Raw genomic sequence first — 22,586 nt, 5'->3', positions numbered from 1 at the left:
TTAAGATTATTTATATAAACATAATAAATAATTAAATTTAGTAAGAGATAATTAAGTTATTACTATTTAATAAGTATTTAGTCTTTAATTGAATATTTTAATTTTAAAAAAATAGATTATTATTTATATTACTTATTGAATTATTTAAAAAATTAAGTTACTAATTGTATTCAAAGAATTTTGAGTGAGCTTTTAGTTTGATATTGTTGCATGATAACTAGCATTTTTCTTAAAAAAAGATAATATTAAACATGATAAATCAGTAAAAAACTATCATTTTAGCTTAAAATCAGCTTAAATTTTAACTTTTTTCATTAAATTTTTATGGTTATTTACTTTTCATTTACTTTAAGTTTAGGTTACGCATTTTAGGGGGTTATAGGGTTTTAACCTTAAAAATGTGTCATCACACATTTGCGTTTTTTGCTTAAATTTAGCTTAAAAAGTGGTATATGTGTGATGACACACTTGAAAATTTTAAAAAAGTCAAGACCTTGATTTTTTTGTAATTTTTATGACATTCTAAAAAGATTTTTTAAAAGACAAGGACGGATTAAATGACACAAGATTTTTTAGAATTTACAGAGGGAAATTACCCTATAAGTGAGGAGCAAATGTTAGATTTTATGGAAATGGGAGTAGAACCTAAAAGCGAACAAGAAACAAAAATAGAGTTAGAACATTCCTTAGAAAATGAAGTTAATAAAAGCAAGGAAAATTAAATGAAAACATGGAATGAAATGGATATTAAAGAACAAAAAGAACTTTTCGTTAAGTTTTTAGCGAGTGAAATCGCACAAAGTCTTGATGCAGGACTAGAGTTTAAAGCTAATAATAGAGCTTATAATGGCAATGTGGGTAATGCCTATAATGGCTTAAACGCTCTTATTTTAGATGCCAAGCAACATGAAAATGGCTATGAAAGTAATGTGTGGGTAGGCTTAGATGATGCTTTAAAATTAGGAGCAAACCCTAAAGAAGTGGAGCATATTAAAAACAACACTAAGAGTAAAAATAATCCTAATGGCTTTTATGATAAGGCAAGTATCGCTTATATTAGAGATTATGAAATGCGCTATGTTAAAGCAAGAGATGAACAGGGTAATTTAATCCCCCTTAAAGACAAAGAGGGCAATCTTAAGCATTATTCTAGTGGCGAAGTGATTTATGAGAATGAAAAAGTTCCTCAAAGAGACAAAGAGGGCAATATCAAGTATATACAAGATGGCAAAACGCCCTTTTACGAATTTAAAAAAGAAAAGATAGACATAGAGCCGACTTTAGAGATTAAAAATCTCTACAATGTCAATGTTTTTCAAACGCTAGACAAAACTAAGCTTAAAGAATTAGATACTAAGACTTTAAGAACGCAGTATGTTAGTAAAACTTTTTCTATGGATAATCAAAACTTAGTGATTTATGATTTATCCAAACATTTAAATGAAAGCCAATATAAGAAAGTGCTAGATTATGTGGAGCAATATGGAGCAACCCATTCTGAAAAAAGAAAGCAATACCACATTTCTCAAAGCTATCAGCAAGAGAATGAGATTGAAAATACTCTTAACACAGAAAATAATATCAAAGAAAACAACACTAAAGAGAATAACAATAATAGCGAAATGAATATGGAGCAATTTAACAAAATGCTTGAAATGGCTCAAAGTAATCCCCAAATGTTAGCCATGCTACAACAAACGCTTAATAAGGGAGCAGAGCAACAAAAGCATGATTACCACTTTGCCAATGATGAAGTAGCACCCACTCAATCTAAAGGCAGGGGCAGATAATGCAAGATTTTATCAATGGATTTCTTAAAGCTTGGAAAGCGTGGAGTGATGATGGCAAGGACGATTTTTTAGAGAGTTTTTTAGATGAAGTTAAAAACTCTAAAACTGACCCCTCTAATTTCTTAGGCATTTTAGAACAAGAAATCAAGTCTTTAAGCCAAGAGGGCTTAAAAGATGACACTTCTTCTATGCTAGAAGTCATTGAGAGCATGAAAAATAAAATCTCACAAGGACAAAACAACCCTAATGAGTTTGTAGAAAGTTTAGCTCAAGCAATTATTGAGACACAAGAAAATGCTAATAAAAATGAGATTGAGCTTACAGAACAAAAAAGCGTTTTAGAAATGAGCGAAGATGAGTATTATGAATACCAACAAGAGCAACACATACAAATGAATGAAGATGATGGTATCGCACGAGCTACTGATGAGTTAGAGCAACAAGAGCTTGAAAGCAAGACATTACAAGAGCATGAAGAAAACCAAATCAAAAGAGCCGAAGAAATTAGTATCACAGAGAATGAAAATGAGTTAGCTAAACAAGAACTAGAAAAATACGCCCTAGAAGCTGAAAATAAAAGCTTAAAGCAATACAATGAGAGCCAAAACCCTGATACTCTCTATGAGCAACAAGTCGCACAAGAGCAAAGCAAAGAAGAAGAACTATCAAATAAGCAAGACTTAGAATTAGAAACATTAAGGGATAACAATATCAAGAAAGGTTTAGATGATGAGAGTTTAGGGCTTTTAAAAAGTTTGCAAATTCTAAGAAATGAAACAAACGAAGTTGCTAACTACTTAAGAGCTAATGAGATTGACTATTCAAGACCCACAGGTGAGAACACTACAAGTAAAATCGCCTCTCTTGCTTTAGAAGAAAGCAATAAGCTTAATGAAAAAGAGCCTAACACACAAGAACAAGGCGAATACGCACAAAAAGAGCAAGAAAAGAAAACACCTAGCAATGATATAGACCTTAAAGACAAATACGCTAGTTTGCATAGTTTCTTTAAACAAACCGAGCTTGATATTAAGCAAAAACGCATTAAGACTAAGCTTGATTTTAAAGAGAGCTTTTTAAATTACGCTAAAAACCACATGAATGAAGATGAATTGAAAGTCTTATTAGTGGTAAGCCAAAAAGAGCCAACCAAGCTCACTAAAGAGCATATCAATTTGATTAAGGATTGCTTAGAACAAGCACATGGTAATAAGCACATGCAAGATAAGGGCTTGCAATTAAGCGTTAAGTCTATCTTGGGACACCAATTAGAAAAAGAACACCACGAAGTCTTAAAAGATTATTTAGCTAAATCTAAAGATAGCTTAGAGCCTATGGATAATAGAGTGTATGAAGTGATGCGAAAGCATTTAGACAAGCAACAAGCAAAAACACTCAAAAATTTAGATAGCACCACTCAAAGTGTGGGGGTAAATGCTATTAAAGAGCAAAATAAGGCTAATAAAAATTCAGAGCAACCTAAAAACTCACAAAATGAGCCAAGACAAGAGACTACTAACGCTCAAACTAATAGCACCGCTACACAACAAGAAAACACAAAACAAAACCAAGCTATAGAGCAAAATGGCACTACTCAAGCAAAAGAGCCACAATCTAAGCAAGAGCCAAAGAAAACCTTGCATCCTGATGAACCATGGCTAGATTATGACCCTAAAGCTCACAAATGCTTACAAGAACGCCAAAAAGAAGAAATCCAAGAGAAAGCACAGAGTAATAACAGCGATGAGCCTTGGATTGAGTTTGGTAAAAAAGAACAAGCTAGAGCTAAAGTACACTATCAAGCTATGCTAGAAAAAGAAAACGCTAAAGAATTAGCTAAAGAGCAAAATAACGCTCAAAAAGAAGTGAAAAAAGAAATGCCAACTATAGATTATGGCTACACACAAAATACGCTCTCTAAGAGCAGAAGGCGTTAGGAAAATCCTATGAGTTATATCCCTAATCTCACTGCCTTGCCTTTGCATGAGATTTTATTAGATAATGGCTATGTTATCAACAAAAATAAGCATAGCAAGAATAACCCTTGCTTAAAGCATGAAAACGAAGAGGGAAGTTTAGTCATCTTTAAAAATCAAAATAAAGATGGCTCAATTAGTTACACCTACAAAGAAACTCATACCGATAAGGTCGGTAATATCATTACTTTTTGTAAGGATAGAAATATCAGCGTTGAAGACTTACTCGCTGGGAAGTTAGAAGGCTATCGCAATAAAAAAGATACTCTACAAGCAAGGGATAACTCTAGCGAAAATAACGAAGAAATTCAAAAAATCATCAATGAGTTTAAAAACCTTAAACCCTATGATTTACAAAACGCTACACTCATTAAAAAGCGTGGCATTGATACAAAGCTATTAGAGCCTTATAAAGAGCATTTAAAAACGGACAATTTTAATAATCTTATCCTTGCTACCTATTTAGCTTTTGAGAATAAAAATCTTAATGTCATACCCATTCATCAATATGGCATTAACAAACGCTTAAATACCCCATTAACTACAGATAAAGAGGGCAACATAAGAGACAAACCCTTAAAATCTATCACACAAGGGAATAAGGGCATAGAAGTCTTATACCCTAATGACTTAAGCTTAGTTAAAAATGTCATTGTTGCTGAAAATATCTTTGACAATTTAGCCTATTTAGAACTACAAGATTTAGACCCCAAAGAAAGCGTTTTAATTAGCACCGCTGGGCAATTTAACAAACAAAAATTAGAACTCTTTTTTAAAAGCTTTTTTAATCAATTACACAATAGACAACAAGGGGCATATAACCATTATCTAAAACAAGAAGAACAATGGCAAGAATTAGTGAGACAAGGCAGAGCTAATGATGATTTTAAGAGCGTAGTAATAGAAACCTATACAGACATTATTAAAAACTATCAAAGAGAAAAGCATACCCCCATTTATAATAAAAGAGTGGAAAAAACAATAGAATACAGAAAACCTAAGCCTATTAACAAGCCACAAGATAGTTTTAATGTCATCTTAGCCTTTGATAATGATATTAACGGTAAAGGATACAAAGAAAAATGCGAGGGTATTTTATATGCTCTTACACAGCAATTCCCCACTATCTATACTCCTTTTTCAAAAGATTGTAATGATGATTTGAAATTAGCACACATTATAGAAAATAAGGCGATTAACATTGACACTATGGCGGAGTTTTTAGAAAGCTCTTTAGAAAAATTAAAAGACAACTACACTTCAACACAAGAAAAGGAAAATATCATGGATAAATTAGAACAAATTGATAGCATTAAGCCCTTTAATGAAAGGCTTAAGGGCATTTTAGAAAATGCTAAAGAAAATTTACAAGTGCAGAGTTATACTAAGGGGAGGGGGAGATAATGCAAGGCAATAATCTAAGTATTTATGAAACGATTTTATCGCTATTTAGCGACCCAACAAAAAAAATATTTTACAGCATAGCAACTCAAACAGCAGAAGTTTTAAAAGCTCAAATGATAATTAATGCTGTTTTGGTAATTTTATTTATGATATGGGCTTATAGGCGAGTGAAAGAGGGCGATATATTTCAGTTTAAAACCGCTATGGGCGTGGTTGTATTTATCGTGTTTATGGGAGTTTTAAATTGGGCAATGGATAATCCAACAACTTACATGAATATGCTTAAAGACACCATTTTTTACCCTTCTAATAAACTCACTGAGATTATCACAAACAGCATGTCTTCATTGCAAATAGGCAATAATAATTTAACTTTAGGCTCATTGATAGATAAGTCCTACTATTCCATAATACAATTATACAGAGAAGTATTTAGCGATTTAGGCTGGAAGACATTTTTTACTATGTTTCCTATGCTAATCATTTTTCTTTTGTTAGTCCTAGCTCAAATTCTTTTAATTGGACTAATTTTAATCATTGTTTTAATCACTCTTGTTGAAACTCTTACATGGCTATCATTGGGCTTTGCAGTTTTACCACTAGCACTATTCCCCCAAACTAAAGGCATGTTATTTAGCTACCTTAAAAAACTCATTTCCCTTACTTTTTACCAACCTTGTATTATGGTAGTAGCCTTTTTAAATTTTTCAATAATAGAAAGCATTACTTTAAAAATTCCTACCAAAGCAGAAATAATCAATGGGTTTTACAACAAAGGACATATAATTGACCAAATGATAGAAAATGGCTCAAGTCAAGCAATCAATAATTTTCAAAATGCTATGGGAGCTTATACTAGCGTGTTAGGATTTTTTATTATCTTAATTTTAGGCTCTGTGATTTGTTTCTTTCTCATCAAACGAGTGCCTGATTTTATCAATAATATCTTTGGCACAAGTGGAGGCGTGGGGGCAGTAACAGAAATGATGCAAAAAATTGGCATGACAATAAGCGGAGCTGTATTTGGGGGTAGTGCAGTTATGGTTGCTAATCAAGTTAAGCAAGCCTATCAGAGTGCTGGGGGCGGACTAGCAGGACTTCAAGCTGGAGCTAAAGCTCTTGGACTTGCTGGACTAAGTGGAGGGGCAAATGCTATGGCAAATCACAGGAGTGTTAAAGCGGGGGTGAAACACTTTGTAGCAAGTGTTAAAAATGGATTTGATAATAATAGATGAAGGGTTTAACAATGAAGAAATTAGTTTTTAGCATGCTTTTATGTTGTAAAAGCGTGTTTGCAGAGGGGGAAACCCCCTTGATTGTCAATGACCCAGAACTCCATGCTGGTCAAGCCACTGTGATAGGTAAAATGGTAGATAGCATTAAAAAGTATGAAGAGATTATCTCTAAAGCTCAAGCCCAAATCAATCAGTTGCAAAAAGTCAATAACATGATAAATACAACTAATTCTTTGATTAGTGGTAGTGCCATTACTTTAGCCAATCCCATGCAAGTGATACAAAACGCTCAGTATCAAATAGAGAGCATTAGATACAACTATGAGAATTTAAAGCAAAACATAGAAAATTGGAACGCACAAAATTTGTTAAGAAACAAATACTTACAGCAACAATGCCCTTTTTTCAATTTTAACAAATTGACTAATAAAAAAATTGTCAATTTAAGCAATCTTAACAATGCTATTACAAAAACAGGAGAACAAACCACTCGCATGAGAGATATGCAAAATTTAATCCAAGCCCTAAGTAGCAGTGGCTATGAAAACATGCAATCTCTTGTGGGGCAATTAAGTGGCAGGGATATGGGATTGATTTTGTGTGAAGAGCTAATCAAAGATGAAAATCAAGCAAGGTATAACCAACTATCAGCAGAAGCTAGTTTGGATATTCTAAATGGTAATTATCAAGTATATAAAATGAAAATGTTTCAACAAGATGCAATGAAATTAACAGAAAGGATAAAAAAACAACAAGAAATTCAAGCAAGAGCAGATTATCTAAAACACAGACTAGCCGATATTCAGCAAGATTTAGGCGTAACTAATCCAAGTGCAAATCACAATAAACAAGGAATAAAATATTGTAAGGAAAACAAAGAAAATGGCACTTGCACACCATTAGCCCTAGAAAAAACTCGCCTAGATAACGACTTAGAGCAAGAAATCCAAACACTCACGCAAGATTTAAGTAAAGCCCCTAATAAAGACGCTCAAAGCCAAGCCTACGCAAATTTTAATCAAAGGATTAAATTACTCACTGTGAAATATCTTAAAGAGATTACTAATCAAATGCTCTTTTTAAATCAAACTATGGCAATGCAAAGCGAGATTATAGCGGACATGTATCAAACAGACTATGGGTTTGGCACAAACTTAAAAGGAACAAAATCAACGCAATACCAAACAAGAGAGCAAATTTTAGGTAAAGTCAAGACAAACAAATTTGGTTTTCCAGAGATTACTTCTGATTGAAAATTAAGGCTGTCTAACAGCCTTTTTTATTTCTAATTTAGGGTGCATTATAGCAAGACTTGCAGCTTTTGAAAGGCATTCATTGTCAGCTTGATTTTGTTCGTTTTCAAATTTTTCTTCAAAGTGTGAGCCACTATAAGTCCACCATTTAGGTTTTGTGTCTCCATAGGCACTATAAAAAGCATTGCTATAACACGATATTTTACCATCTTCGCTTTTGCTACAACGATTTTTTTTAAGAAAATTACTTTCCGCTTTTTTACGGCTTTCTCTAACATAGTTTCTACAAGCAACTAGCCACTCTTCATCTTTTTTAATTTGCTCATTTCTTTCATCTACTATTTTCTGTAATTCTTGTTCTTTTTTAGATAGCTGTTTTTTATTAACACAAGAAAGAAAGGCAGTTTTCCATTCTTGTGGAAGATTTTTTGATAAATTCCAACCATTATTCAAATATTTAGAACCATCAATTTGAGAGTTACAATCAATGGCGTATTCTTTTTTAATATTGCTTTTAGATTTGCTGAGATAGTCAATTAAGTCGGTATCTGTGAATAAAGGTTTCGCCATTAAGGGAGCAGTAGCACCTAGTAAAACCCCAGCTAATAAGCTTGTTTTTAAAGTTTTATTCAAACCATTTAATTTATTTATCATTTTTCTATTCCTTTTAACTTAACTTGAATTGTAATCATTATAGCATAGAAATTTAAAGAAATACTAATAACAATTAAATATTAAGTTATTTTGTATGTATTTAGTAGAATTTGGTTATTCTTTTATAACTAATTTTGTTTGTGTTATAATTTGGTTTAACAATTATTTTAAGAGACACTATGCAAGATTTACAAGATTTCAAAAACGATATTACGCTCATTCTATCCAAAGACAGACTAGAGACTTATGACAACCTAGAGCAATACAAGGAAAATTTAAAGCTTATTAGTCTAATCACACCTAAAATCTCTAATTTAGAGATTTACTTACGCAACGCACTAGATTATTGCCTAACTCAAATTAAAGGGAATGAGTGGGTGTTTGATGAAGTTTCTTTAATCCCCTTAATAGAAGAATTGAAAGACAAGAAAAAAGAAATCACGCATTCTTTGGTCTTGTCTAAAATGTCTTTAGAAGCGGTGATTAAGCTTATCTTTTTTTACAAATTAGAGGGGGTAGCATTAGATTTGAGAGCCTATAGTCTTAAGGCTTATTACAAAGATAATAAGGATACTTTGCTTATTAAGGGTAGAAAACAACATCTTTCTAATTATGCTAAAGCCTATATTGCTTTAAACTTACTATGGACAATTAGAAATCGTGCGTATCATTGGGAAAATTTACTAAAGCTAAGGGCAAACAACCGCCCACGCATTACAACACGCTTTATCAGAGAATTAGAAAAGCCTACAAGTAAAAGTTTTAACTTTGGTATCATGCCTAACAAAATTGTTTCATTTTTAGATGATTTAATCAAAAGTATTGGAAACAAAGACTTGGAAAAACTAAGTAGTCTATAAGCTATAAGAAAGTGGGCTTCGGTCAGCCCTACGAATGTAGGCGTATTATAGCTAAACAATCATTATAAGTCAAACCAAAACCAACACAAAATTTGCTAAACTACAATCAAATCAATTTAGGGAGGATAAAAATGTCATTTGCCCCTATGTTATTAGCTACAATCAATAACTCTATTGGCAATAAAGATAAGCATGTGAGTTTAGAGTATCTTATAGGGCTTTTTATGGATAAAAAAACAACTAATCTAAGCAATACTGACAAGTATATTATAGGCACAATTCAAACAGAGGCACTAGAGCAAGAAATAGAATGGTTTTCACAAGACTATCACATTCCTATGGAGAATATTTTACATGTCCTTTCTATCAATCCCTATCAATGAAAAGAGCCTTAGTTTTATCAAAAACAACTTTCAAGCTCAAATTCAAGCCCTAGAACAATTTTATCCCATTATTAAAAATGCTTTGAATTTAGGGCTTAATCCTAGTAGTATTAAGTTTGGAGGAGGCACAGCTTTGAGCATGTATTACTTCCAGCATAGATTAAGCTTTGATATTGATTTGTTTGTCAATGATGCTCAATGTTTGGGATTTTTTAGCCCTAAATTATGGATAGATAATTGCAGTCATTTTGACAGCACAAGATATATAGATCAACACAATCACATAGGTGTAACCAATAAGGACAACATTAAAATAGACATTCTGTTAGATTGCGCTAGCAATGAGGGGTATATTGATGATTCAAAAAAGATTTTTTCTTTTGATATTTATGTGGAAAGTCTAGAAAACATTATCTCTAAAAAGATTACTTTTAGAAAAACTGACAATAAAACAAGAGATATTTTTGATATATCAGTGGCTTTGCATAATGACAATAATTTATTTGACAAGCTTTTAAGTTCTCAAAAAATAACTAAGCAAGACTTACTAACTCTTCAAAATTCTTTGCAAGAGTTAGATAAAAAGCGTTATAGCATAGAAATAGATATGGTAGAACCCATTTCACATTATAAAGACCTTTCTTTAAGTGCTTATGATTTTTTAATAGACAAAATAGACCAAATTAAAACAGCGACTTACTCAAATTCCCATGACAACGCAGATAATTTAGACAATTCCAATGAATACACTCCCACACCTAAGCATAGGCGATAAATAATATCATTAAGAAAGTATTTGATAGTGCTTAGTTATTTTATCAGTATTGAATAGAATTTAGTTATTTGCATTGTTTGTTAAATATTTTCTTAATGAATAATAACAAGCAATAATTACATTATTTTTAGAGTATTTTACAACTTAAACTAATTCTATAAAATCTCAATAATTTTAATGACCTTTATAAAACCTAATTGTTTTTAATTGGCAATGAAACATTAAATAGTTAAATAAAACTATCTAATGTTATACTATTTATTCTAATTAGATTACTTAGATTAACTAAACTACCTAATCAATTTTAACCCCCTTACTTCTTGTTCTCTATCAAAATATCAAACACAAGAGCCACTTTCTTGTTATGCTCTTGTGTGGTATGAATATAAATCTTAGTAGAAAGTAAAGAGCTATGTCCTAACGCCCTTGAAGTTAAAACCAAGTCTTGTGTTTCTTGATAGATAAGAGTTGCAAAACTATGCCTAAATAGATGTAAGCCTGTGCCATATTGTTTGTAATGTTTGATTTGAGCTAGTTTAAAGATTAAGGGGATAAAGTTATAGAGCGTTAAAGAATTTTGTGCTTTTTGTTTGTCTTTTTTAAAAAGATATGCCCCATTAAAATATTTTAGTCTATATTCATCACTAAGCCAAGCATTCAAGCTTGGTTCTAACAAACTCTTTTTGATATAAGCCTTTCTTTCTTTTCTCCCTTTGCCTTGAATTAAAATAGAGTAATTTTGTTCTTCTACTTGAATGTGTTTTAATTCTATGTTTAACACTTCGCATTTTCTAAGTCCCCCAAGTATTACAATAAGTAGAATACACTTATTACGCTTTTCAAAACTTGTGGCTGGACTATACTCTAAGAGTGTTTTTAAGAATGCCTTTAAATCCTTGTAGTTTAAATGTCTAGGCAGACTTTCTTTGGTTTTAGCAAAGGCTAGGTTTTTAAAAGCAAAATCAAAGCTATAATGCTTTTTCCTATCTAAATAATCAAAGAATTGTCTTAAATACATCACATATTTAGCCATAGAGCTAGGCTTTCTATTTTGAGCGAGTTCAAAAAGAAAGTTAATGACTTGCTCTTCGCTAAGCATTCTAAAACTTCTTAATTTGAGATTATCCTTAAAATAGTCAAAGAATAAAAACAAACCTTGCATCATTATGGTGTGTTTGATACCTTGATTGTAAAGAATATGACAGAGTTGTTTTAATTGCTCTATATTGTGGCATTTTAAGATTTTATCTTGTGTGTTTAATATCAAAGCCATATCATTCACATCCTGAATAGGTGTGAAGTTTTTAACCTTAGTGTATAAAAAGGCTTTAAGATTGTCAAAGAATTCTCTTTGAGATTTGGTGAGTTTGTTATGTGGCATATTGCTCCCTTATTAAAATGTAAAAATAAATCTTAAAGAATGAGAGTTTTATGTTTTTTTGGTTCGTTAGGTCTTAAAAGCGATATTTTTAACAATTCCGCATTATCCATTAGAGATTATTAAGTTCCGCCTTTAAATCTTAGTTTTTAAAAAGTTCCGCTTTTAACTAAGGCATAAAAGCAAAATTTCGCCCCCTTAAAAGTAAATAATCAAATACATAGTTATTTGCATTACTCACTAAATACAAAAATTGAATTTATCAACGATTAAATAGTTTTTGAAAGTAAGCTTTAAGCACTTTTTAAGATTAGGAAGTTCGTGTTTATGGGTATTAGATATAAAAGCGGAACTTAAGTTCCGCATAAGTATAATTTGTATTAAGGGAAAGAAGGGGACACCTTATTACCTTATCTTAATAAACATGTTATTAGCAAATATCATGTAATTTCATGACATGGGCGTTTTTCTTTTTTTTAAAAATATTATTAAATCATGTAGATAGGAATTTGCAAAAAAAAGAAAAAGTTAAAAAAAGAAAAAACTCTATCATTAAAAGGGATAAACTGATTGTAAGAGCCATAAGGGTAGTTTGCTAGATTTAATTTTTAAGGAAAAGAACAAAAATCAAAATAAAAGAAAAATAAGAATTACCTATCAATGACATGTTAGTTGTGGGGGGAATTGTTAGTCAAGGCTTGTGTTGTTAGAGTTAGGTTGTGGGCGGTTTGTCTCATTAGTATTTAGGATTAGAAAGGTTTTTTGTTTGGAATGCGTGGGGCTAGGATTTGTTAGTTTAAAGGCATGTTATTTTTGTTTTTGTATTTTTTAAGATAACTTTAAGGTTATGGATTTTTCAGCACGCCGCTTAAGAAAATTTTAAGCTCTACAAGGCATTTTAAGGCGTTTTTGATTGTGAGTTAATAGTTTGTCTTGTCTTATAGCCTTATTTTGATTGTAGGGCATTTTAGAGTGCTTTATTTGTATATCTGTTTAAATAAGCTAATTTGTGAAAAGAACAAGAATAAACCCCTTTAATCAAAGGGTATATTCTTTATTAAGAACATTAAAGGCAATCATCGCTTGAGAGCATTATCTATTACGCCCTTTAAAGTTTGTGTTGTCATTTTGTTTTAATCCAGCATGAGCTTTAGGGTCATCATCAAGCTCATTAGAGTGCAAGGTGTTAGCTTGTTGTTTAGCTAATTCTTTAGCTTTTTCTTTTTCTAGCATAGCTTGATAATGTGCTTTGGCTTTTTCTTGCATGAGTTTGCCATATTCTATCCACGGCTCATCGTTGTTAGGTTCTTTTGTGATGGCTTGAATTTCCTTTTGCTCTAGCTTAGTATCTTTAGCGTGTTCTAGGACTTTTTGAAGTTGCGAAATGTCATAGTGGGTTAAGAACCTATTAGCCCCTATGATTTCATTGCAGATATAGACAATATCCTTAGAGAGTTTAGAAAATTGTTTGTTTTGTTTGAGAAAGTCTTGCTTTTCTTTTAATGAAAAAGTCTCTTTATGGCTCTCTAGGGCTTTGAAATAGCTCTCTTTAGCTCTTTCAAACTCTTCTTCTTTTTGTTTTAAATCTTGTTCTAAAAAAAGTAATCTCTCTTTGGCTAATAAAAGCATAGTGTTTTGATAGTCTTGTAGTTGCTTACTCACTAGCTCATAAGTATTATCATTAAGCTTGTAAGTGGGGTCATTTTGCTTAGTTTTAAAGCTCTCTAGCATGAATTGATATTTTCTAGCATTAAAATAAGCGTTTTTAAAAGTTTTAAGTGTGGGGCGTTTATCCTTAGGAAGTTCTAATGCTTTGGCTAAAAAGATAGGATTAGTTAGAGTGTTGTATTGTGTGTTTTGCTTGGTTCTAACAACATTCCTTAATTGAGCTAATAGTAGGTGTGAGTTTTTATCTAAAAGGCGTTTGTCTAGGCGTTCTAGCTTACTTAGTAGCATTTCTTTTTTCTTTAACACAGAAAAGCCCTTAGTCTCTCTTTCAAAGTTTTTGTCTAAATCATTGAGAATAGCAAAATTCTTAAAAGCAGAATGATTTTGTTTTTTATCTAATTCTTTTTGATAAAAGCCTAAGAGTTCGTATAGCTCGTGTTTGTTAGTGTTTTTTAAGTGTTCGCTTACTGGTTTTCTCTTATCTATCCTGTCAATATCTAGCTGTTCTTTTTCATCATCGCTTGTGTCTTTGTGATTAAACAGAGCGATTTTAAATTCAGAAATCTTTTGTTTTAAAGGGGTGCTGTGGTTATTTTGAATGTCTAGGGCTTTTGCTTTGTTTTTATATTTGAGTTCTTGTAAATACTCGCTTTGTAAAGCCTTGTTTAAGTCCCACTCATCTTGTGGGGATTTGATTTGTTCTAAGGCTTTTTCTTCTTTTTCCAAGTCTTGTAATTGTTGTTTGATATTGTCTAGCTCTTTAAGTTTTGGCTCATTGACATACAAGTATTCTTCGCTCAATAAGTGGTCATTCAACCTATAAGCAAACTCACTTCTTAATTCATTAAAAAATTCTTTACAATCTTCATGCCCCTTAAAACGCAGTCTTCTTCGTGTGAGCTGATTAGTCTTATTGATAAAACAATGGATATGGGCATGGTCTTGATGAGCGTGTGGCACAAGGGCAAACTTGTATTCAGGCAATCTTATTTTTAAGCTCTCCCAAGTAGAATGTAAAAGCCCTTGCATTGTCTCTTCATCTGGCTTATCTTTGATAGAAAAAACTAAGTGCATAGTCTCGTTATAATCTTTAGTCAAATCAAAGTCATTGAGCCAACTCTCTAAGATGAATTGTTTATCGCATTCTAAAAACATTTCATTGTAAGCTGTTTCGCTATTTTCTAAAGCATAATTTAGGGCATTTTCTAAGTGGGAGCGTTTCATTTGCCCTATGTTTTTAATAAGCACAGGACTAGCTGTTTTTGTGCCAACTAGATTAGATTTAATAAACTTTGAGTTAGGGTTAAATTGATTGAACTTAATGAGCAATCTTTTATCTACTTTATCGCTATCACTAAATCTAGGCTTTTGCATATGCTTTAAAATATCATCTAAGAAAGATAAGTCCATAGGGCGACTATCTAGCTTAGTATCTAATATAGCCCTATCTAGCATACAAACCCTTTAAGACTTAACAACATTGCTAAATTTTTATCTAATTCGCACACTTTCAAGCTAAACTTCTTTCCCTTACTAACAAGGCATTTAAAACGCCCAAATTTTATTCAAGCTAACGCTAATTTAAGAGCTAGACTTTTGATTTTAAATCTAGCGATTTTTCAATTCTTTGTAGCATAGCACAAAGAATTGAAAAAAGACCTAAATTAAAATACGGTGCAGGATAACACCATGTGTGCGTACACATTAGGTTAAAACTTCGTATTCAAGGGACTTGGAGCTAGATTTTTAAAAAATAAGGGTTTTTGCTAACTTTTTTCAAAAAGTTTTTAAAGAGAGTGCTTTGATAGATGAGATAATTTTTTAATCTAGTAAGAGAGAAAAATTTCATTCAAAAGCTTTAACCCCATTACTCAATTTTTTAGGCAAGGGCTTGTTAGAAACGCTATAAAAACTTAGAGGCTTTTATTGAAAGAACTAGATAGCTACATGATAAAAACTAAAAGCCACAAGTTAGAACCTATGGCTACACTTATAAAGAACTAAGGAAAAATAGATTAAGAACTTGTTTGCTCTAATGGTAGGAACTAAATTGTCTATACGATTAAAAACTAAAATGACACACCATTAGAACTTACTAGAAACTCGCATGATAACTTACAGCTAGAGCCAAAGAACTTCCAGCTCATTTCATAAGAACTTGTAGCTAATGCTAAAGGAATGAAATTATTTTTTTTAAGCTTTTGTTTAAAAAGTTTGTGTTATAATTTCCAAATGATTTTTAATTGAATTTAACTTAAAACTTAGAGAACGCTTAAAACTTACATTCTTTGGGGGTTAGGGGATTTGATTGGGGGTTATGGGGTATTAAGCGCAAAATATTTCCCTAAAAAATGGGTTTTATGATAAAGTTTAAAGCGATAGCAACAAAGTAATCCTGTTTTTATTAAAAATTAAAGTTGATTGAGATTCAAATAAGGCTCTAGGCAACATTTGATGAGAGCGATGCCCCTATTCCCTTAAGATTTAAAATAGAAAATGAGTTTAAAATCAAATCTAAAACCACAAAACAAATTTAAAAACCCCATTTTTTAATCAAAACAAACCTACAATGAGCGTTCTATATCATCAGCGCTTAAAGGGGTGTTGGCTTTTAAGAATTTTGATGCCTTTTGACCTAAAATTTCTTTATAGAATTTAGGGTGTAAGCCAAGGTTGGGGCGTAAGGCTTTGATATTGTTTTCAGTCAATGCTTCGCCTTTTTGAATATCCTTAATGACAAATAAAGAGCGCATAAAGAATCTTCGCTCCTCTAAAGTCTTTGGATTTATTTTAGGCTCTTCTTCGCCCAAGGCTAAAACGCTTTGTTTGATGGCTTCAACCATGCTTTTAAATTCGTTAAAATCCATGCTAAAAGTGCTGTCTGGGGTTTGTAAGGATTTGTTTAAAATGAAGTGCTTTTCTATCATGCTCGCTCCTAAAGTGGTGGCTAGAATGGGGCAAAGAGAGCCAATCGTGTGATCGCTTAAGCCAAATTTAACGCCAAAGGTTTCGCCTAATTTAACCATGCTCAATAAGTTAGCGTCTTCTATTTTACTGGGATAAGCGCTCACGCATTTTAAAAGGGTGATGTCAAAATTATTCACCCCTCTGCACAACGAGATAGCGTCTTGCAATTCGGTGTGTGTAGCGATACCGCTAGAAAGGATAATGGGCTTTTGTGTGCGAGCGGCCTTTTCAATCAAGTCTAAATCAACGATTTCAAAACTAGCGATTTTATATATGGGGCAATTCAAGCTCTCTAAAAGCTCTAAAGCTTGTGAACTAAAAGGCGAGCTAAAAATGCCTAAATCAAGTTTTTTAGCCAACTCAAACAATTCAGCATGCCACTCTAGGGGGGTAGAAGCCTTTTGATACAATTCATACAGATTTTCTTTATCCCATAAAGTGCCTTGAATGATGAAAGGATCTTCTTTAGAATCTAAAGTCATGCAGCTTGGCGTGTAGGTTTGGAGCTTGACAAAATCCGCGCCGCTTTCCTTAATGGCATGAAGGCTTTCTTTGGCGAGGTTTAAATCTTGGTTATGGTTAGCGCTCAATTCAGCGACAATTTTAGGGCGTTGTAACATTTCTTATTTCTCCTTAATCAAAACTTCTTTTTCTAGGCGATAGACTTGAGAGCAAGTGAAGGCTAAATGCTCATCATGCGTGGCTAGAACTAACGCCCCTTCGTTTTCTGTGATGTAATTTTGCAGCATGCTGATGACTTGATTAGCGCTAATGGTGTCTAAATTCCCGGTGGGTTCATCAGCGATAATGATTTTAGGCTTTTTAGAAAGCACTCTGGCGATGCTTAAGCGTTGTTGCTGGCCGCCGCTCAATTCACCCACGCCTTGTTTTAGGGTGTGGGCTATGCCTAATTGTTCTAAAAGGGAATGATTTATTTCTTGCTTGGCTAGGATGGAAGCGACTTGCAAGTTTTCTAAAGCGCTAAAACCCTTAAAAAGGTAATGCGATTGAAAGATTATGCCCACTTTTAAGCGCCGTAATTCCAAAAGCTTTTTGGAATTTAAAGCGTAAATATCTTGGTGTTCTAACAAACTAACTGTTCCGCTATCCGGTTTTAGCATGGTGGCTAGATGGCTTAAAAGCGTGCTTTTACCGCTTCCGCTCACGCCTAAAATCGCTAGGCTTTCTTTGGGTTTGATGTGCAAATTTACGCCCTTATAAAGGGGCTTTTCAAAAGCATGAGAAATACCAGTCGCTTTAATCATGATCGTTTCCTAAAAAGAATATCGCCTAATAAACTAGGACTTAAGATGTAAGAAGTTGAAAAATTCGCGCTGTGCAAGATGATCTTATCATAACGCCTTGCATAGTATTTTAAAAGCGTTCTTTGTAAGGTGGGTTCAATGCTTGGGCTAAACCATGCGTTATTGCTCATCACGATAAAAATTTTTGAAGGGCTGTTTGAATAAGCGGCTTTGGAAGTGCCTTCATAACAAATCAGAGGGCGAAAAGTAAAATCGTCTAATGTGAAATCGCTGAAATGAGGAGCGTTGCGGTATAAATAAGCGCTCTCGCCAAAAAAGAGCTTTTCAAGGGGTTTTTGAAGAAATTCCGGTAAAGGCATTGTTTCGCCAAAGGGGGCTAAGATCACTTTATCAGCGATCTGAACGCCCTCTTTAGAAAATAAAAACGAGCTGTTATAAAGATTATAGCCTTGGGTGCGCAATGTCCCTATTAAAATAGCAATATTATCGCTTAAATCTTCTAGCTTGGCTTTAAAGGGGGAGTTTTCTAAAGCGATGGGGTAGGCGGTCTCTGGAAAAACGATCAAGGTTTTTTGCTTGCTTTGAGCGAGTTTGATTTCTTTAAGAATGTTGTTTTCAATATCGTTGAGGTAATTTGAGTCAAATTTCACATCTTGGGGCGTTTTTGTGGAGACTAATTCAATATTTCCAACCTTTTTTAAATCGCTTGTTTTAAAACCATTAAAATCCAACGCACCAAGTAACAATAAAACCGCTATGATCCTGTATTTTTTCAATGGTTTAGCGCTCAAAAAAATGCAAGCCAAAAAAACAAACCCTAGCGATAATTTATCCACCCTAAATACGCTATAAGAAAAAAAGCTATCTGGGACTAACCAATCAAATCCAAAAGGGTGGATAAAACTAGAGCCTAAAAAACTCAAAAGCCTGAAGTAGGGGTTTTCAAAATAGAGCAACAAATAAAATAAAACCCCATAAACTAACGCTATTAAAACAACGATTAAGGGTAATAAATAAGTGAAATCCGAGTAGCGAAAGCTTAAAGCGCACCAATAAAACAATAACGCCCCCACAAAAAACCCCAAAGCAAAAGCGTTGTTTCTAGGGGTTTTTAAAAACGCTAGCATGCTTAAAGGGGCTAATAGGCTTGTGAGTATGATAGAAATATAGGGGTTTTCAACCGCATAAGCGTCTAAAACAGCGTTCACATACACGCTTGAAACAAACATGCACGCTAATAAAAAAGCGTTTTGATTGAATAAAAGAAGACGCATGGCTAAATTTTGAAACCTTGAGATTGTTTTAGTGTATTATAGCTATATTTTAATTTAAGAATTTTAGATTGATTTTTTTAAGGGTAGTTTTTTTTAAGTTGTGTTATTATTTTCAAATTTCAAGTCTAAAGAGTGTGAATTGGCATGATTTAAGAGTAATGGGTGTTTGTTTTAAGACGCTATGACTATCTTTATGCGAGATATATGAGAGAAAGGTTTGGGTTTAGGGTTTGAATTATATTGATTTGGCGTTACTTGTGGTGGTGGTAGCTTTTGGGATTAGAGGATTTTATCATGGCTTCGTGAGTGAAGTGGCGGGGACTTTAGGGATTGTGCTTGGCGTGTATTTAGCGTCTCGCTATTCTGTGGCTGTTGGGAATTTATTTTCAGAGCATTTGTATGATCTAAGAAATGAAACCATGACGAATCTCATCGGTTTTTTATTGGTGTTAGCGTCTATTTGGGTGTTTTTTTTAGCTTTTGGAGTGTTGCTAGGCAAGGTGTTAGTCTTTAGCGGGTTAGGCATTATAGACAAAGCGTTAGGGTTTATTTTTTCATGCTTGAAGACTTTTTTAGTGCTTTCTTTCATCCTTTATGCACTCTCTAAAATGGAAGTGATGAAAGACGCTAACGCCTATTTGCAAGAAAAAAGTGCTTTTTTTTCTACCATGAAAAGCGTCGCTAGTAAGATCATGCGCCTTGATGGCGTCAAACATGTGGAGCAAAACCTTAAAGACAACCTTGAAGAAATGAGCGATGAAGTCAAAAATAAAGAATCTTTTAACAACAATAAAGAGTCTTTTAATAAAGCGATGGATAAGGGCATGGAATCTTTAAAAGAAAAGGCTAAAGACTTGCCTAAAAACATGCTAGATCCAAAAGCTAACCAAACCCCACCAAACCCCACCCCATCTAATAAAGAACCCCTATAAAGGCATCACATGTTTTCTAACCAATACATCCAACAACGCATCCATAAAGCCAATAGCTTGAGAGAAGAAGGGAAAAACCCTTATAAAAATGGCTTGAAACGAAGCCTCACCAACGCCGCTTTTTTAGAAAAATACGCTTACGTTAAGGATTTAGAAGAGCCTAAAGACAAAGAAAAACACGAAAGTATTGTAGGGAGGGTCAAGCTTTTGCGTTTAATGGGTAAGGCATGTTTTATTAAAGTTGAAGATGAAAGCGCGATTTTGCAAGCTTATGTTTCGCAAAATGAATTGAACGATGAGTTTAAAAGCCTGAAAAAGCATTTAGAAGTGGGCGATATTGTGTTGGTGAAAGGCTTCCCTTTTGCTACCAAAACCGGTGAATTAAGCGTTCATGCCCTAGAATTTCATATTTTAAGCAAAACCATTGTGCCTTTACCTGAAAAGTTTCACGGACTGAGCGATATAGAATTGCGTTACCGCCAGCGCTACTTGGATTTGATCGTCAATCCTAGCGTTAAAGATGTGTTTAAAAAACGCAGTTTGATTGTTTCTAGCATGCGGAAATTCTTTGAAATGGAAGGGTTTTTAGAAGTGGAAACCCCCATGATGCACCCCATTCCTGGCGGAGCGAACGCAAGGCCTTTTATCACTTACCATAACGCTTTAGAAGTTGAAAGGTATTTGAGAATCGCCCCAGAATTATACCTCAAACGCTTGATTGTGGGGGGTTTTGAAGCGGTGTTTGAAATCAATCGTAATTTCAGAAATGAGGGCATGGATCACAGCCATAACCCCGAATTTACGATGATTGAATTTTATTGGGCGTATCACACTTATGAAGATTTGATTGAACTCAGTAAGAGGCTATTTGACTACTTGCTAAAGACTTTAAATTTAGATTCAAAAATCATTTATAACGATATGGAAGTGGATTTCAACCAAACGAGCGTGATTTCCTATTTGGACGCTTTAGAAATGATAGGGGGCATTAGTAAGGATATTTTAGAAAAAGAAGACAGGCTTTTGGCTTATTTGTTAGAGCAAGGCATCAAAGTAGAGCCCAATCTCACTTATGGCAAGTTGCTCGCTGAAGCGTTTGATCATTTTGTAGAGCATAAGCTCATTAACCCCACTTTTGTAACCCAATACCCTATTGAGATTAGCCCTTTAGCCAGACGCAACGATATTAACCCTAATATTGCTGACAGGTTTGAATTGTTCATTGCAGGGAAAGAAATCGCTAATGGCTTTAGCGAGTTGAACGACCCTTTAGATCAATTAGAACGCTTTAAAAATCAAGTGGCTGAAAAAGAAAAAGGCGATGAAGAAGCTCAATACATGGATGAAGATTATGTGTGGGCTCTAGCCCATGGAATGCCCCCCACTGCAGGGCAAGGCATAGGCATTGACCGATTAGTGATGTTACTCACTGGAGCTAAAAGCATTAAAGATGTGATTTTATTCCCAGCGATGCGTCCTGTTAAAAACGATTTTAATATTGAGAGTGGAGAATAATGGCGTATTTTTTAGAACAAACGGATAGTGAAATTTTTGAATTGATCTTTGAAGAATATAAGCGGCAAAATGAGCATTTAGAAATGATAGCGAGCGAGAATTACACTTTTCCTAGTGTTATGGAAGCTATGGGAAGCATTTTAACGAATAAATACGCTGAGGGCTATCCTAACAAGCGCTATTATGGAGGCTGTGAAGTGGTGGATAAAATAGAAAGCCTGGCCATAGAAAGGGCTAAAAAGCTTTTTAATTGCCAGTTCGCTAACGTGCAAGCGCATTCAGGCTCACAAGCTAATAACGCTGTCTATCACGCTCTTTTAAAGCCTTATGACAAGATTTTAGGCATGGATTTAAGCTGTGGAGGGCATTTAACGCATGGCGCTAAAGTGAGTTTAACCGGCAAGCACTATCAGAGTTTTTCTTATGGCGTGAATTTGGATGGCTATATTGATTATGAAGAAGCGCTAAAGATCGCTCAAAGCGTTAAGCCAGAAATCATCGTGTGCGGGTTTTCAGCCTATCCAAGGGAGATTGATTTTAAGAAATTTAGAGAAATCGCTGATGAAGTGGGGGCGTTACTATTAGGCGATATAGCCCATGTGGCGGGGCTTGTGGTAACCGGTGAGCATGCCCATCCTTTCCCGCATTGCCATGTGGTTTCAAGCACCACTCATAAGACCTTAAGAGGGCCTAGAGGGGGGATTATTTTAACTAATGATGAAGAGATAGCGGCTAAGATTGATAAAGCGATTTTTCCAGGGACTCAAGGCGGGCCTTTGATGCATGTGATTGCTGCTAAAGCGGTGGGGTTTAAAGAGAATCTAAAACCAGAATTTAAAGCTTACGCAAAATTAGTGAAATCTAACATGCAAGTTTTGGCCAAAGCGTTAAAAGAAAAAAACCATAAGTTAGTGAGTGGTGGCACTTCTAACCATTTGCTTTTGATGGATTTCTTAGATAAGTCTTATAGCGGGAAAGACGCTGATATTGCATTAGGGAATGCCGGAATCACCGTGAATAAAAACACCATTCCTGGCGAAACGCGCAGCCCTTTTGTAACGAGCGGGATAAGGATTGGCTCAGCGGCATTGAGCGCAAGGGGCATGGGAGCTAAGGAATTTGAAATCATAGGGAATAAAATATCAGATATTTTGAATGATATTAATAATGTTAGTTTGCAATTGCATGTGAAAGAAGAATTGAAAGCCATGGCTAATCAATTCCCTATATATCAACAACCTATTTTTTAAGGGAGTC

At 33.8% G+C, this 22,586-nt stretch carries 18 protein-coding genes; 12 read left to right on the top strand and 6 right to left on the bottom strand.

The window, feature by feature from the left end; all coding sequences use genetic code 11:
- Window positions 1-557: 557 nt before the first annotated feature.
- Genes QU01_RS08275 through QU01_RS01385 form a run of 6 tightly spaced genes read left to right on the top strand, consistent with a single transcriptional unit; the run spans window position 558 to window position 7,658 of the window.
- A complete protein-coding gene (locus tag QU01_RS08275) occupies window positions 558-722 on the top strand; it encodes a hypothetical protein (protein ID WP_164543828.1) in 165 nt (54 codons plus the stop codon).
- Entirely contained in the window at window positions 723-1,790 is a 1,068-nt protein-coding gene (locus QU01_RS01405; RefSeq protein ID WP_033763299.1) for an ArdC family protein, read from the top strand. It abuts the gene before it with no gap.
- The gene (locus tag QU01_RS01400) at window positions 1,790-3,727 is read left to right on the top strand and encodes a coiled-coil domain-containing protein (protein ID WP_033763298.1); all 1,938 of its coding nucleotides are present in this window, start codon (window positions 1,790-1,792) and stop codon (window positions 3,725-3,727) included. The genes QU01_RS01405 and QU01_RS01400 overlap by 1 nt, the downstream gene beginning before the upstream one ends.
- A 9-nt stretch (window positions 3,728-3,736) precedes the next feature.
- Window positions 3,737-5,170, top strand: a complete 1,434-nt coding sequence (locus tag QU01_RS01395; RefSeq protein WP_033763297.1) for a chorismate mutase family protein — start codon at window positions 3,737-3,739, stop codon at window positions 5,168-5,170.
- Window positions 5,170-6,405 carry a type IV secretion system protein gene (locus QU01_RS01390; RefSeq protein WP_033763295.1) on the top strand — a complete coding sequence of 412 codons (1,236 nt, stop codon included), beginning with the start codon at window positions 5,170-5,172 and terminating at the stop codon, window positions 6,403-6,405. The genes QU01_RS01395 and QU01_RS01390 overlap by 1 nt, the downstream gene beginning before the upstream one ends.
- A gap of 11 nt (window positions 6,406-6,416) precedes the next feature.
- Complete coding sequence (locus QU01_RS01385; RefSeq protein ID WP_033763293.1) at window positions 6,417-7,658, top strand: hypothetical protein; 1,242 nt, start codon at window positions 6,417-6,419, stop codon at window positions 7,656-7,658.
- Between the two features lie 3 nt (window positions 7,659-7,661).
- On the opposite strand, the gene QU01_RS01380 is transcribed toward QU01_RS01385, so the two are convergent.
- The gene (locus QU01_RS01380) at window positions 7,662-8,312 is read right to left on the bottom strand and encodes a hypothetical protein (protein ID WP_411326682.1); all 651 of its coding nucleotides are present in this window, start codon (window positions 8,310-8,312) and stop codon (window positions 7,662-7,664) included.
- Window positions 8,313-8,491: 179 nt separating this feature from the next.
- On the opposite strand from QU01_RS01380, the gene QU01_RS01375 reads away from it, so the two are divergent.
- The 3 genes from QU01_RS01375 to QU01_RS01365 all read left to right on the top strand — a co-directional run bounded on the left by QU01_RS01375 (window position 8,492) and on the right by QU01_RS01365 (window position 10,330).
- Window positions 8,492-9,172, top strand: a complete 681-nt coding sequence (locus tag QU01_RS01375) for a hypothetical protein (RefSeq protein ID WP_001153462.1) — start codon at window positions 8,492-8,494, stop codon at window positions 9,170-9,172.
- Window positions 9,173-9,303: 131 nt separating this feature from the next.
- Window positions 9,304-9,555 (top strand): hypothetical protein, encoded by a 252-nt coding sequence (locus QU01_RS01370; protein WP_000006537.1) that lies wholly within the window; start codon window positions 9,304-9,306, stop codon window positions 9,553-9,555.
- Window positions 9,527-10,330, top strand: coding sequence for a nucleotidyl transferase AbiEii/AbiGii toxin family protein (locus QU01_RS01365; protein ID WP_015643551.1), 804 nt, complete (start codon window positions 9,527-9,529; stop codon window positions 10,328-10,330). The genes QU01_RS01370 and QU01_RS01365 overlap by 29 nt, the downstream gene beginning before the upstream one ends.
- 313 nt (window positions 10,331-10,643) lie before the next feature.
- Here the strand turns inward: QU01_RS01365 and QU01_RS01360 are convergent, their stop codons facing one another.
- The 5 genes from QU01_RS01360 to QU01_RS01340 all read right to left on the bottom strand — a co-directional run bounded on the left by QU01_RS01360 (window position 10,644) and on the right by QU01_RS01340 (window position 18,882).
- Window positions 10,644-11,711 carry a tyrosine-type recombinase/integrase gene (locus QU01_RS01360; RefSeq protein ID WP_033763423.1) on the bottom strand — a complete coding sequence of 356 codons (1,068 nt, stop codon included), beginning with the start codon at window positions 11,709-11,711 and terminating at the stop codon, window positions 10,644-10,646.
- Window positions 11,712-12,800: 1,089 nt separating this feature from the next.
- Window positions 12,801-14,831: a relaxase/mobilization nuclease domain-containing protein gene (locus QU01_RS01355; protein WP_154213339.1), complete on the bottom strand. Its 2,031-nt coding sequence runs from the start codon at window positions 14,829-14,831 to the stop codon at window positions 12,801-12,803.
- Between the two features lie 1,109 nt (window positions 14,832-15,940).
- Window positions 15,941-16,963 carry a pseudaminic acid synthase gene (gene pseI, locus QU01_RS01350; protein ID WP_033763123.1) on the bottom strand — a complete coding sequence of 341 codons (1,023 nt, stop codon included), beginning with the start codon at window positions 16,961-16,963 and terminating at the stop codon, window positions 15,941-15,943.
- A 3-nt stretch (window positions 16,964-16,966) separates the two neighbouring features.
- Window positions 16,967-17,608, bottom strand: a complete 642-nt coding sequence (locus QU01_RS01345; RefSeq protein ID WP_033763125.1) for an ABC transporter ATP-binding protein — start codon at window positions 17,606-17,608, stop codon at window positions 16,967-16,969.
- The gene (locus QU01_RS01340; protein WP_033763127.1) at window positions 17,605-18,882 is read right to left on the bottom strand and encodes an apolipoprotein N-acyltransferase; all 1,278 of its coding nucleotides are present in this window, start codon (window positions 18,880-18,882) and stop codon (window positions 17,605-17,607) included. The genes QU01_RS01345 and QU01_RS01340 overlap by 4 nt, the downstream gene beginning before the upstream one ends.
- A 230-nt stretch (window positions 18,883-19,112) precedes the next feature.
- Here QU01_RS01340 and QU01_RS01335 point away from each other — a divergent pair, with 230 nt between their 5' ends.
- The 3 genes from QU01_RS01335 to QU01_RS01325 are packed head-to-tail and all read left to right on the top strand — an operon-like array spanning window position 19,113 to window position 22,579.
- Window positions 19,113-19,814, top strand: a complete 702-nt coding sequence (locus tag QU01_RS01335; RefSeq protein ID WP_033763129.1) for a CvpA family protein — start codon at window positions 19,113-19,115, stop codon at window positions 19,812-19,814.
- Between the two features lie 9 nt (window positions 19,815-19,823).
- A complete protein-coding gene (gene lysS / locus QU01_RS01330; RefSeq protein WP_033763131.1) occupies window positions 19,824-21,329 on the top strand; it encodes a lysine--tRNA ligase in 1,506 nt (501 codons plus the stop codon).
- Complete coding sequence (locus QU01_RS01325; RefSeq protein WP_033763132.1) at window positions 21,329-22,579, top strand: serine hydroxymethyltransferase; 1,251 nt, start codon at window positions 21,329-21,331, stop codon at window positions 22,577-22,579. Before lysS ends, QU01_RS01325 begins: the two co-directional genes overlap by 1 nt.
- Window positions 22,580-22,586 lie beyond the last annotated feature (7 nt).

Origin of the sequence: Helicobacter pylori SA221C, from assembly GCF_000476855.1 — a bacterium.
In the GTDB taxonomy this organism is placed as follows: Bacteria; Campylobacterota; Campylobacteria; order Campylobacterales; family Helicobacteraceae; genus Helicobacter; species Helicobacter pylori_DK.
The sequence above is the reverse complement of the archived record's forward strand: the minus strand, read 5'-3'. Positions and strand labels throughout refer to the sequence as shown.

Excerpts from the sequence above, each read along its gene's own strand:
- lysS (WP_033763131.1), top strand. The coding sequence starts at position 19,824 with ATGTTTTCTAACCAATACATCCAACAACGCATCCATAAAGCCAATAGC.
- QU01_RS01385 (WP_033763293.1), top strand. The coding sequence starts at position 6,417 with ATGAAGAAATTAGTTTTTAGCATGCTTTTATGTTGTAAAAGCGTGTTT.
- QU01_RS01405 (WP_033763299.1), top strand. The coding sequence starts at position 723 with ATGAAAACATGGAATGAAATGGATATTAAAGAACAAAAAGAACTTTTC.
- QU01_RS01400 (WP_033763298.1), top strand. The coding sequence starts at position 1,790 with ATGCAAGATTTTATCAATGGATTTCTTAAAGCTTGGAAAGCGTGGAGT.
- QU01_RS01360 (WP_033763423.1), bottom strand. The coding sequence starts at position 11,711 with ATGCCACATAACAAACTCACCAAATCTCAAAGAGAATTCTTTGACAAT.
- QU01_RS08275 (WP_164543828.1), top strand. The coding sequence starts at position 558 with ATGACACAAGATTTTTTAGAATTTACAGAGGGAAATTACCCTATAAGT.
- QU01_RS01370 (WP_000006537.1), top strand. The coding sequence starts at position 9,304 with ATGTCATTTGCCCCTATGTTATTAGCTACAATCAATAACTCTATTGGC.
- QU01_RS01395 (WP_033763297.1), top strand. The coding sequence starts at position 3,737 with ATGAGTTATATCCCTAATCTCACTGCCTTGCCTTTGCATGAGATTTTA.
- QU01_RS01340 (WP_033763127.1), bottom strand. The coding sequence starts at position 18,882 with ATGCGTCTTCTTTTATTCAATCAAAACGCTTTTTTATTAGCGTGCATG.
- QU01_RS01375 (WP_001153462.1), top strand. The coding sequence starts at position 8,492 with ATGCAAGATTTACAAGATTTCAAAAACGATATTACGCTCATTCTATCC.
- QU01_RS01365 (WP_015643551.1), top strand. The coding sequence starts at position 9,527 with ATGTCCTTTCTATCAATCCCTATCAATGAAAAGAGCCTTAGTTTTATC.
- QU01_RS01380 (WP_411326682.1), bottom strand. The coding sequence starts at position 8,312 with ATGATAAATAAATTAAATGGTTTGAATAAAACTTTAAAAACAAGCTTA.
- QU01_RS01325 (WP_033763132.1), top strand. The coding sequence starts at position 21,329 with ATGGCGTATTTTTTAGAACAAACGGATAGTGAAATTTTTGAATTGATC.
- pseI (WP_033763123.1), bottom strand. The coding sequence starts at position 16,963 with ATGTTACAACGCCCTAAAATTGTCGCTGAATTGAGCGCTAACCATAAC.
- QU01_RS01390 (WP_033763295.1), top strand. The coding sequence starts at position 5,170 with ATGCAAGGCAATAATCTAAGTATTTATGAAACGATTTTATCGCTATTT.
- QU01_RS01355 (WP_154213339.1), bottom strand. The coding sequence starts at position 14,831 with ATGCTAGATAGGGCTATATTAGATACTAAGCTAGATAGTCGCCCTATG.
- QU01_RS01345 (WP_033763125.1), bottom strand. The coding sequence starts at position 17,608 with ATGATTAAAGCGACTGGTATTTCTCATGCTTTTGAAAAGCCCCTTTAT.